Below are 11644 nucleotides of genomic sequence, written 5' to 3' on the forward strand. Positions count from 1 at the left end.
TCTCCGCAAGACAGCCGCAGGGCGTCTTAAGCAGAGAAGCTCGTTTATTTTGTAGTCCCTTTGTTGAAAACGAGGTATGTTAAACCGCCGGGGATTCTTTTTAAAATAAATAAGATGGAGGAATGCCGGGCATAGGGATATGCCGCTGCCTGGCAAATTCGGATAATGGAGGGTTTCCATGTTTACAAAAAAAGTGGCCCGCGAGCGGAGCGTTACGCCGGAAGCCGCGATTCGGGAGGCGTACAAGCAGTGGCTTCCGTCCTCAATGGTCGTCGATGCCGTCTTCCTGGACAGCGGAGCTGAGCGGGTTGTCGGAGTCGCAGGGCTACCCTATTCGGCCCCGGCGATGCTCGAATTAATGAAAGACGGCGCCGTTGCCGCCTTCCTGAAGGACACCATGCAGCCGTACGTTTCGCTCCTGATCCTGACCCAGGAAGGGCACTTCTGGGCTTCTGCGCTGGATGCGGCGGGCGTTCTCACCGAAATCGCCATGCCGGAAGAAATCAGCCGACGCATCTCGGAGGTGCTCGGCGGCGTCGGCGGCTGGGCCGGCACGATCAATGAAGCGGGAGAGCATGTGATGGACCTGCGCACCCCTTCGCCGGGACCGCATTTCCATTCCAATCTGCTCATCGGCAACCGGATCGGCTTCCCCCGCGCCCTGCAGACCACGCCCAAGAGCGTGATCGACCGGCTCGGCGGCGGCAGCTTCCGCTCCCATGCCGCTACGCAGGTATTGGCCACTCGCTGGGATATGAGACAGGAGGAGAACGGCTTCCCGGCCAACCGGCAGTTTTATCTGCTTGAGGGCGGCCGACAGATTTTCTACTCGGCCGATCCCAAGGATGAAGGGGTAACTCGCGCCGTCTGCACGCATTCGCAGAACCATACCCGGATCGAATACACCACGAAGTGCGGGTTGAAGATCGAACGGCTGATCTTCCTGCTTCCCCAGGAGGAGGGGATGCCTCTGGCAACGGAGGTGCAGCGGATTACCGTAACCAACCAGGGCAGCGAGACCCGGAAGCTGAAGCTGGTCTATACCGGAATGTTCGGCAGCGCAAACCCGCACGCCTTGTTCGAAGACGTGCTGTACAGCAACATTATCATGCAGGCCGGTCTTCTGCTGAATGAGGATCAGTCCGTGGCTGCGGTCATCCCCGATTACTACAGCGACTATTACCGGGAGGATGTCCGGTTCCACACGATGATGGTAGAGCAGGAGGGAGAACCGGCATTCCCGCAGGAATTCGGCGTGAGCTACAACGAATTTGTCGGCAACGGCTCCCTGCAGTGCCCCGAGGGAGTGTTTCAATTGAGCAACCGGCTTTCCCGCAAGGGACCGGGCTTCTTCGCGCTTGCGGCCGAGCTGGAGCTGCCCGCAGGGGCTAGCCGCCATGCGCATCAATTCACCGGCCTGGTATCCTCGAAGCTGAGCGCCTCCTTCGGCGAAGAGACGGTGCGGGAAGAGATCGGACGGCTCCTCGACCGGTTCCGGCAGCCGGGCCAGGTGGAAGCCGCCCTGGAGGCGAACCGTGCTTTCCTGAGCCGCTACAGCGGGCTGCTTCGTCTGCAGACGGCAGATGAACGCCTCAATACGTACGTGAACCGCAATCTGCCCTTTCAAGTCTTCTACCAGACGTTCGTGTCGCGTTCGTTCTGCCAGTCCCAGAAGGGCTACCGGGAGATCGGCTTCCGGGAAATCCAGGACCTGTACGCCAGCATGTATTATTTCCTGGGCATGGGAATGGACCGGTTCGTCAAGGATCTGCTGAAGGAGTGGAGCTCCAAGGTCTTCGAATTCGGCTTTGCCTACCACAATTTCTATTGGGAGGGCAAGGAGCCGGGCAAATGGTCCGACGATGCCTTGTGGCTGATCCAGGCCGTCGCCCGGTATGTTCATTACACCGGAGACTATGCGTTTCTGGAAGAAGAATGCGAGATCCCCGGCACGAATCCGGTCCGGCAGCGCTCCCTCTACCAGACCATTCAGGCGATCCTCCGCTATTCCGGTCAGGTCTCGGTCGGCCGGCACGGGCTGCCGCTGCTGGACCTGGCCGATTGGAACGACTGCCTGAAGCTGGACCATGACTGCATCGACGGGATAACCAAGGAAAGGCTGTACCGGGAGCAGATCGCCGGGAAGGGAATCGCCGTGGGCGAGGAGCCGTTCGACAGCGATTATTCGGAAAGCGTGATGAACGCGTTCCTCTTGAAGCTGGCAATCGGCGAAATGACGGCTATCGCCGAGGTGAAGGGGGATTCGGCCTATGCGTCCGATCTGGTCCGACTCAGCGAACGCCTGCAGGGGAATCTTCAGCAGCATGCCTGGAAGGGAGACTTCTTCGCGAGAGTCCTGTTCAACCGCTATGAGCCTTACCGGTACCTAGGCGCCAAAGGAGATGGGTTGTCGGCCGATCCTACGGTGGACGGAGCCTATTTCATCAACTCGTTCAATTGGTCGATCCTGTCCAATTCGGCATCGGAGGAGCAGATTGAAACGATGCTGGACGTCCTGGAGCGGGTCATGGTTACCCCTTACGGCATCAAGCTGATGAGTCCGGCGGATATGGGCAAGATCGTCAGGCATACCGCCACGGGCGAGTATTTCCCCGGGGACCGGGAGAACGGCGCGATCTTCAAGCATGCGAGCATGATGGCGGTGTCCGCCATGCTGAAAGCAGCCAAATCCGTAGAGAAGGCCGAACTGGCGGCCAGGCTGTCCAAGCTCGCTTATTGGATGCTGGATTTGACCCTGCCTTACAAAACGATGGAAAATCCGTACGTCACCTGCGGGAACCCTCGGTTCTGCACGCAGTATAACAACAGCGAGACCGGCGAGAACATTGGGCCGATCCTGAGCGGCACGTCCACCTGGCTGACGCTGTCCCTGCTGTCCTCCCTCGGCATTGAATTTACGAGCAAGGGACTGGTCCTCGATCCGATCCTCCGCGAGAGCGACCGACAGGTCGCCTTTGACCTGCAGGTCGGAGAAGCGGCTTACCGGATCGAGATTACGAAACCGGCCGGATTCCACCGGGTCCGGGACCGTGAAGTCAGCCTTCGCCTGGACGGCCAAGAATGGTCCGGGAATGTCATTCCCCTGGACCGGGCAGAAGCCGGCCATCTCATTCAGATGGAGCTTCGGTAGAACGAAGCAGCGAATGGGAGGTTCCGTCGATACAGCAAAAAGCGTGCTGCCGGTCATCCGGAGAGCACGCTTTTTTGCTTTGTCGGCGTCTACTTCTTCGCCTCTTCATAAGGGGTGAACTTGACCCATTCGTAAGAGGCCGTAATCGGCGAGGCCCCATCGTAGGGACCCAGCCAGCCGTCCACCCCGGTGCCGTTCCAAAGATTCATCATGATCTTGGCGGGCGTGACCGGAAGGTCAGTCGTCGCGGTATGCACGAGCTTGTCATCCACGAACCAGCGGATGGCATCGGGCTTCCACTCGAAGGCGTACGTATGGAATTCCTCGGAGGCATCATACCCCAGATCGACCAGCTTCTCGTGGCCGCCGATTCCATTCGTGTAATAGTTGAGTTGCACCTTCGTCGGGTCCTTGCCCAAGAATTCGATGTCTACTTCGTCCCAAGGCGTCCCGAAGGAAGGCCCGGTATAGACGAAGAAGGAGGACACGATGCCGGTATTCTTGGCCGCCTTCATGCGAACCTGGTAGGTTCCATAATGATAGGTATCCCGGGTCTTGTATTCGGCTCCCTCGACTCCCGACTCCTTCTTGGTGAGCGTCAGGTCCATCTGCTTCTCGGTGAAGCGAACGCTGTCTGCGGACCAGGTACAATCGAAGGGGGCTCCGTTGGAATACCCGGTTGAAATTTCCCACTTGTCCGCGTTGGGCTCACCGAGCGGCTGGACCCACGTGTTATCCGGATCGCCTGAGGTTGCCGCCGGTTTCTCCGAGCAGCCTGCCGCTCCCAGCGCAAGCGCGAGGGCCAGTGCAGCCCTTTTCCAGTTCATCTGCTTCCCACCCCATTCGATATGCTTCTTCCTATTCTAAAGCGCCCGGAACAGCGGGGAAAGAGCAACCTTTCAACAATACGACCGGATTATTGACTCTTTTGCGGAATCGAGCGGTACCAGTCGTTGACTTCATGGGTGATGGCAGCTCCGCCGTTCGCCCTCCAGTTGGCGACAAAATCGTCGAAATACGCGATGTCTTTCTTGCCGTAAATGATCTGCAGAAACGTTTCGTGTTCGGTTTGAAGCAGCTGATCGCCTTTCTTCAGCATGGTGGCCGTCGGCGGACCTTGAAATTCGTTGGGCAGCCGGCTGGAAAACGACTTGGCCAGCACGGCCTTCTCGCTGTCGGCCACCTTGAATGTCCAATGGGACGGGATGCGAGCGCCGTCATAGGTCAGGGTGTACCCGGAGACGTCGACATAACCGCCGGGGATGAGGCCATGTTCTGCCGAAGGAACCCCATCGACGACCGTGTAGTCGTAGTCCCGCGCCATTCCGAAGGCGAACTCTCCTTCGCCCCGTCCTTGCGTGTCGTACAGCAAGTTCATGTAGCGGAAAAAGGTCTGCGGATTCGGGTTGTTCTTGTTGATGACGATGGCTCCGTTCCGGGGCGATGAAGCGCGATGGTAAGACAAGCCGCCCGGTCCCTTCGGCAGAGGGACGGCGATAACCCGGGCAGTCGGGTTCTTGTCCGTCAGTCCGTTCAGCGGCCAGAACCGCATCCAGTGGGGGCCGACGACAATGCCCGCTTTCCCCCGGGTGAACCACCCGGTTGCCGTTTCTTCATCCTGCCACAGCGCCTCGTCGGGGAAATAGCCCGCGGTTCTCCATTCCCGAAGCTTGGCCAAGCCGAGCTTCGCTTCCGGCCGAACGGACCCGAATTCCAGCCGGTCCGGAGAATCGTAGAAGTTCCACTGCTCCGGAAGGCAGCCGTACATGCCGAACACCCAACTGATATCCGCCATCCAGGTGCTGATGGTGCTGCCTAAGCTAACGGCCAGGCCGTAGGTGTCGTCCTTGCCGTTGCCGTCCGGGTCTTGGCGGCTGAAGGCTTCGAGCACCTTCTCCAGCTCGGCCAGGGTGGAGGGGGCTTCGAGGCCGACGTTCTCCAGCCAGTCCTCCCGGATCCACATCATCGGATCGGAATTGTAATCGTAATCGAGGATCGGGATGGCGTAATGCTTCCCGGCCCTCTCATAGGGATACCAGACGGACGGGTTCTCGTTCATCGCGTCCTTCCAGACCGGAGACGCATACCGCTCGAACAAGTCGTCGACTTCCCGGAATTGCCCGGAATCGATCAGTTGGTGGACCACGTCGGTGCGGACCGGAATGATATCGGATAGCTCCCGCTTGTTCAGCAGCTGCAGCTTCAATTTGGTGGAAAAGGTGCTGTCCGGAGCGGTCCAGTCATATTGAAGGTCGATCCCCAGCCGTTCCCGCACCCACCGGGTATGGACGTTGTCTTCGATGGTCTCGCCGTTCTTGAAGCTGAGGGACGGCCTCAGGCTGAACGCGACCGTCAGCCGGTCGAGCCGGTTCTGCCCATCGTCCGATCGCGGAGCTTCTGCCCCTGGGCCGTGGGGAGCAAGGCTGATCCGACCGATCAGGCCCATCAGGCCGAGCAGAACGATCAGCACAGCGGACATGCGCCAAATTTTAGTCATAAGCGTTCCTCCGCCCCCATTGTAGCACGGAATCCGCGGGGGCAGAACGACCGGAGTACCGAAGCGGACAAACAAGTTAACGGATCGCTACAAAAACTAAATAGTAGGTATGGGAGCGGTTTCAGGCGGCTTTTATAATGGAGTCACATTGCGAAAGGGAGAGTGGAAAAGCGGTGAAGCGGTTCCTTACATCGGGGCTGATTGTATGCATCATGGCCGGCAGTTTCACAACCGCTGGTTATGCAAGCTCGAAGACGGAAGGACGAGGAGAGACGGTTCAGAAGCATTGGGCGGAGACGGCGCTTCGTAAATGGACGGCTTCGGGAGTGCTGGCGGGGTACCCCGACGGCTCGCTGAAGCCGGATCAGCCGATCTCCCGAGCGGAATTAAGCAGCCTGCTGCAGCGCGTGTTCGGCGTTGGCGGTGCTGGAACGGGCGCATTCACGGACGTACCGGCGAAAGCCTGGTATGCAGGCGCGGTAGCCGCCGTCCTCAGGGCGGGGTACATTGCCGGGTATCCGGATGGAACCTTCCGGCCGGATCAGCCGGTGACGAGAGCGGATACCGCGGTCATGCTGTCGCGGGCGTTCCATCTGCCGGAGACCGGGAGCGGCAAGAAGGATACGGAGGAGTCGAAGACGTTCTCGGACAAGTCGGCCATTCGGCCGTATGCGCTCCCGGCCGTGACGGAGCTCGTTGAGGCGGGAGCCCTGGAGGGCTATCCGGACGGCTCGTTCCGTCCCGGACAGACCGTTACCCGCGGCGAAGCCGTGGTTCTGCTGGACCGGCTGGCCGGAACGCTGTACAACAAGGCCGTCACAGAAGAACGGAAGGAAACGCTGGCGAACGCCGTCATCAACGCGAGCGGAGTCACTCTGCGCAACAAGGAAGTGACCGGAAACCTGTATCTGGCCCAGGGCATCGGTTTGGGGGATGCTGCGGTGGACAGCTCCTCGGTCGCCGGTACGGTCTTCATTAACGGCGGCGGCTCCAACAGCATCCATCTGAACGATTCGACGATGGCCGAAGCCATTCTGGAGCAGCCGGATCATCCGATCCGGGTCGTTGCGAACGGACATACCGCATTGACCAGATTGGCGCTGCGCAGCCCGGCCGCGATTCAGCTTGCGCAAGGGGCGGTCATTCAACTGCTCACGTTTCAATCCGGTTCCGACGGGTCGACGATCGGCGGGACCGGCAAGGCCGTCCGGGTTCGGGCGGAAGCGTCCGGGATCCGCGTCAACGGCATGACCCTGGAGTCCGGAAAGGACTACGTCTGGTCGGCCGACCGGGCGGCCCTGATCCCGGCGGGGAATACGACAAGCCCGTCGGCGGGCGCAGGCGGACCCACCCCGGGACCGGCGGTCTGGTCGCCTGTGCTGGCGCCGGGAAGCCTTCCAGGCACGACGAAGGCGACGGCTCCGATGTCTGCCGGAAGCCGGCTGGCGGTTCAGATTTCCAGCCAGCCGCTGTCCGTTCCCAAAGCCGGAGACCCGCTGCCGAAGAGCAGCCTGCTTCTCGATCCCTACGAACCGGGAACCGACATCTCGGGAGTGGATCCGGCGGTCAACAAGTACCTCGGTATTTACGAGGTGGACGGGAATGGCAAGGTGGCGCGGTTTCAGCAGTTGACCGTTACACCCGGCACGATGAAGCCGGAAGCCTGGAATTTGGTCTGGAAGGATGACTTTGACGGAGCGGGCATCGATTCGTCAAAGTGGAACTTCGTGCAGGGCGGCGGCGGATTCGGCAACCATGAGCTCCAGACCTACACCGACCGCGCCGAGAACGCACGGGTCGAGGATGGCAAGCTGGTCATCGAAGCCCGCAAGGAACCGGCGGCTGAAGGCAACGCCTACACCTCCGCCAAGCTGACGACCGAAGGCAAGGGCGATTGGACGTACGGCAAATACGAAGTCCGCGCCAAATTGCCGGAGGGCCAGGGGATTTGGCCGGCGATCTGGATGATGCCGAAGGATCAGAACCTCTATTCCGGCTGGCCGACCTGCGGAGAGATCGACATCATGGAGCTGCTGGGACAGGAGCCGAACAAGATCTACGGCACCCTCCACTACGGACAGCCCCATGAGCAGGCGCAGGGCAGCTACAGCTTGCCCGGCGGCGCGACGTTCTCCGATGACTATCATACCTTCGGTCTGGAATGGGAGCCGGGGGAATTCCGTTTCTACGTGGACGGATTGCTGTATGCCAAGCTGAACAACTGGTACAGCCAGAATCCGCAGGAGGGCGCAGCTTACACCTATCCCGCGCCGTTCGACCAGGATTTCTTCCTCCAGTTGAACCTGGCCGTCGGTGGCGACTGGCCGGGAAATCCGAATGGGACGACGGCATTCCCGCAGAAGATGCTGGTGGACTATGTCCGCGTCTACGAACGCGAGGGCCAGGCTTACCGCGAGCCGACGCTGCCCGCCAAGCAGAGCTCGGCAATCCGCGAGCCGGCAGCGGACGGAAATTATGTGCTGAACGGGGAATTTGCAGAAGACTTAAGCCGTTGGACCTTCCAGCCGTTTGCTCCTCCGGCCGATCTCTACGGCGGAACGGGCTCTGCTGCCTGGGACCAAGGCGCGGTTCGGACGACGATCGAGAAGGAAGGCGACGTGAATTACGCCATTCAGTTGGTGCAGGCCGGACTTCCTCTGCTGAAGGGATCGACCTATCAGCTGTCTTTCGACGCCTGGTCGACGGATGCTCGATCGATGGTGGCTTCGCTGTCAGGACCGGACCGGAACTATGTCCGCTACATGGACGACCGGACCGTGGCGCTTTCCGGCGAGCGGCAAACCTATACGTACACGTTTACGATGAAAGCCGATACCGACCCGAATGCCCGGCTGGAATTCAACATGGGGAAAGCCGGAACGCTGCCCGTCTGGATCGACGGGGTACGGTTGATCAAGACGGCGGACCCCGACCCCAACGCCCCGCGCGAAGCCCTGCCTAGCGGAAATCTGATCTACAACGGCACCTTCGATCAAGGCAAGGACCGGCTCGGGTTCTGGAAGCTGGAAGGAGCGGCCGCCGCGCAAGCCGAGGTTCGGGTGGGAAGCGCGGTCGGCGACCGCAAGCTCTATGGGAAGCCGGCTTCCGCGGGCGAGCCGTATTCGCTCATCGTCAGCCAGGATCGGCTGAACCTGTTGGCGGGCAAGACGTATGTTCTGTCTTTTACCGCTCGGGCAGAGGAGAATGTCTCCCTGGCGGCCCGCATTGGGAACCAAGCGCAATCGGGGCTTGATGCCGAGCAGACCTTCGAGATCGGGACGGAGCCGCGAAGCTATTCGATGATCGTCGCCCCCATTCCGGAGAAGCATACCGGCAAGCTCGAATTCGGGCTCGGTGCGCTTACCGGGCGGTTGGAGCTGGACCATGTAACGCTCAAGGAAATGAGTCCGCCCGTAACGGTTCAGGGAACCAAGCGGATCGAAGCGGAGAACTATTCGGACATGTCCGGCGTGCAAAAGGGCGAGGACGGAAAGAGCGTCGGCTGGATCGATCCCGGGGACTGGATGCAGTATATCCTCGATGTTCGCCAAGCCGGAGAATACAAAATCGCTTACTATGTCGCATCGGGCTATGAAGGAGGAGGCTCCTTGACCCTCCTTGCCAAGCAGGGGAGCGTGTACACGCACACGCTGCCGGTGGGCGAAATCCGCGAGGAGGATGCGGATTTCCGGTATACGATGGAGGTAGCCAATACGGGTGACTGGGGAAGCTTCAAGCTGGTGGAGCAGACCGTTCAACTGAACGCGGGCATCCAAACCCTGCAAATTTATGCCCCCCACGTCAACGTGGATTATTTCATCCTGACCAACGGCCTTTCCGGAGGATCTGTCGGAAACCTGGTCCGCAACGGCACCTTTGATGCCGATGTCTCGGAGTGGCAGACCTACGAGGCCAATAAGCTCTCCATCTCCGCCGAACAAGGCGATATGAGGATTGTGCTCCCCTTGCTGACGGCCGACAGCTGGAACCAGCAGGTTTACCAGGAAGGGATCACGCTGGAGGAAGGAAAAACCTATTCGGTGACCTTCGAGGCTTCTTCAACGGTAGACCGGCCGATTCAGCTGAGCGTAGGAAACATTGATCCGGATGCCAACTACGCTTACACGGATTTCCTCGACGGTCATAAACCGACGCTCTGGCTGACAAGCGAGAAGAAGCTGCAGCAGTTTACGTTCGTGATGAAGCATCCGACGGAAACGAACGCCAAGCTGGAATTCGACCTGGGGCAGATGACCGTCGGAGGAGTCGTCTACAACGCGCCCGGCGAGATTCGCCTGGACAACATCCGGCTCAGCGGCAGCCTGATTGAGAACGGGCTGTTCGAGGAGAATGCGGATCATTGGTCGGCTTATTGGGGAGATGAATGGAACGGAAGCTCCGCCGGGCGCTTGACGACCGACAGCGGCGCCATGGTGATCAAGATCGACCGGACCGGAAGCCAGAACTGGAATCCGCAGATCAGCCAGGAGGGGATTCGGCTGGAGGAGGGAAAGACCTACCGGTTTTCCTTCGATGCCCGCGCCGAGGCTCCGAGGAAAATGAACATCGGATTCGGCAAGAAGCTGAGCGAGGATCCTTGGTACATCGGGTATTTCGGAGCCGACGTGGAGCTGTCTGCCGAATCGAAGACCTATTCGTTCACGTTCACGATGAAGGCTGCGACGGAGGACAACGCCCGACTCGATTTCAACGTAGGAGCCTTTGACGGATCGGATGCCGATCTTGCGGATGTCCGGTTGGACAACATCGTGCTGGTGGAAGTAGGGGAACCGTAACCCGTTGCCCACTCGGGGCTGATACAAGAACAGAGGCTGTCCCGTCAGCGATCGTGCCGACGGAACAGCCTCTTATTGGTATGCCTAATTTTGCAAAGACCTTATTCACCATCATATCCGACCGTTAAGAAACAGTCTATACTTATTTTTCCACATCCCCTATAGTAATCTGGCACGAAGTTAAGGAAAAGGGGACGAGAGAATGGCAGAATGGGATCAGTTGCTGCAGGGAACATTGGTTCAATGGACAGAGAAGATCTTCGGAGGGGGTTACCGGCCGGAGGAAGCCGTGCCGCTGTGCGGCGGAGCGCAGAAGGAGGTGCATCGGATTCGCTGCTCGAACGGCTTCAACTTCGTCCTGTATAACTGGGATGTAGAGCGGAACTATTTCCGGGAAGAGCTGGAGCGGGAGGAGCAGGATTCCCCCATATCCGGGTTCGGGGGCGAGGCGTTTCGGGATGCGTCCGTGTTTCTGAACAGCCTGAAGGTCCGCACTCCGGAGCTCTATCACTTTGAACCGGCGGGAGCGACGGTTGGAGCGGCCTTCGCCTTCGTCGAGTTCATTGAAGGCCGGGAAGCTTCGGACTTCTTTGTGGCCGAGCCGCAGCTTCAGGATCGGATCTTCGAGCCGCTTGCCGAGATGGTGAACACCATGCACCGGCAGGTGCGCACGTTCTGGGGGCGGCTCCAGGAATCGCTGCCGCCGGCCTTATCCGCCGGCTGCCACAAGCCCATGCTGCCGGCGCTTCACCGGGAACTGGATTATCTCGCGGAAGGAATACCGGACATCCATCGGCATGCCGGGGAGCTCGCGCGGGTAATGGAAGACCTGGCCGCGGCGATCGGAGTCCGGCCGCAGTACGGCTTCATCCACGCGGAGCTGGGGCCTAATCATGTTCTGGTGGACAAGCAGCTGCGCCCGTACCTGATCGATCTTGACGGAGCATTGTATTTTGATCCCGAATACGAACACAGCTTCCTGGAATTCCGGTTCGCCAATTATGGCCGCTACTTTGCCAACAGCCGGCTTGACCCCGTCCGCATGGCCTTTTACAAGCTGAACCATCATCTTTCCTATGCGGCCGGTGCCCATCGGCTGCTTCAGCGCGGGTACCCCGACGCGGAGGAAGTCAAGGGAATCATGGATTACAACCGGGATCAAGCCTTGCGGATGTTGGCGGAATACCGCTAGCAGCGCTC

Annotated in this window: 5 protein-coding genes; 3 read left to right on the forward strand and 2 right to left on the reverse strand. The window is 59.7% G+C overall.

From position 1 onward, the window contains the following. Positions 1-178: 178 nt before the first annotated feature. Entirely contained in the window at positions 179-3151 is a 2973-nt protein-coding gene (locus tag ACSEXS_RS00115) for a GH36-type glycosyl hydrolase domain-containing protein (RefSeq protein ID WP_438431153.1), read from the forward strand. Positions 3152-3240: 89 nt separating this feature from the next. On the opposite strand, the gene bglS is transcribed toward ACSEXS_RS00115, so the two are convergent. Then, positions 3241-3978 carry a beta-glucanase gene (bglS, locus tag ACSEXS_RS00120; protein ID WP_438431154.1) on the reverse strand — a complete coding sequence of 246 codons (738 nt, stop codon included), beginning with the start codon at positions 3976-3978 and terminating at the stop codon, positions 3241-3243. Between the two features lie 89 nt (positions 3979-4067). Further along, positions 4068-5648 (reverse strand): extracellular solute-binding protein, encoded by a 1581-nt coding sequence (locus ACSEXS_RS00125; RefSeq protein ID WP_438431155.1) that lies wholly within the window; start codon positions 5646-5648, stop codon positions 4068-4070. Positions 5649-5821: 173 nt separating this feature from the next. On the opposite strand from ACSEXS_RS00125, the gene ACSEXS_RS00130 reads away from it, so the two are divergent. Both ACSEXS_RS00130 and ACSEXS_RS00135 read left to right on the forward strand, forming a co-directional pair. Continuing rightward, complete coding sequence (locus tag ACSEXS_RS00130) at positions 5822-10444, forward strand: carbohydrate binding domain-containing protein (protein ID WP_438431156.1); 4623 nt, start codon at positions 5822-5824, stop codon at positions 10442-10444. 202 nt (positions 10445-10646) lie between these two features. Further along, a complete protein-coding gene (locus ACSEXS_RS00135) occupies positions 10647-11636 on the forward strand; it encodes a phosphotransferase (RefSeq protein ID WP_438431157.1) in 990 nt (329 codons plus the stop codon). Positions 11637-11644: the final 8 nt, after the last annotated feature.

It is taken from the genome of Gorillibacterium terrae, from assembly GCF_051594785.1.
In the GTDB taxonomy this organism is placed as follows: Bacteria; Bacillota; Bacilli; order Paenibacillales; family NBRC-103111; genus Gorillibacterium.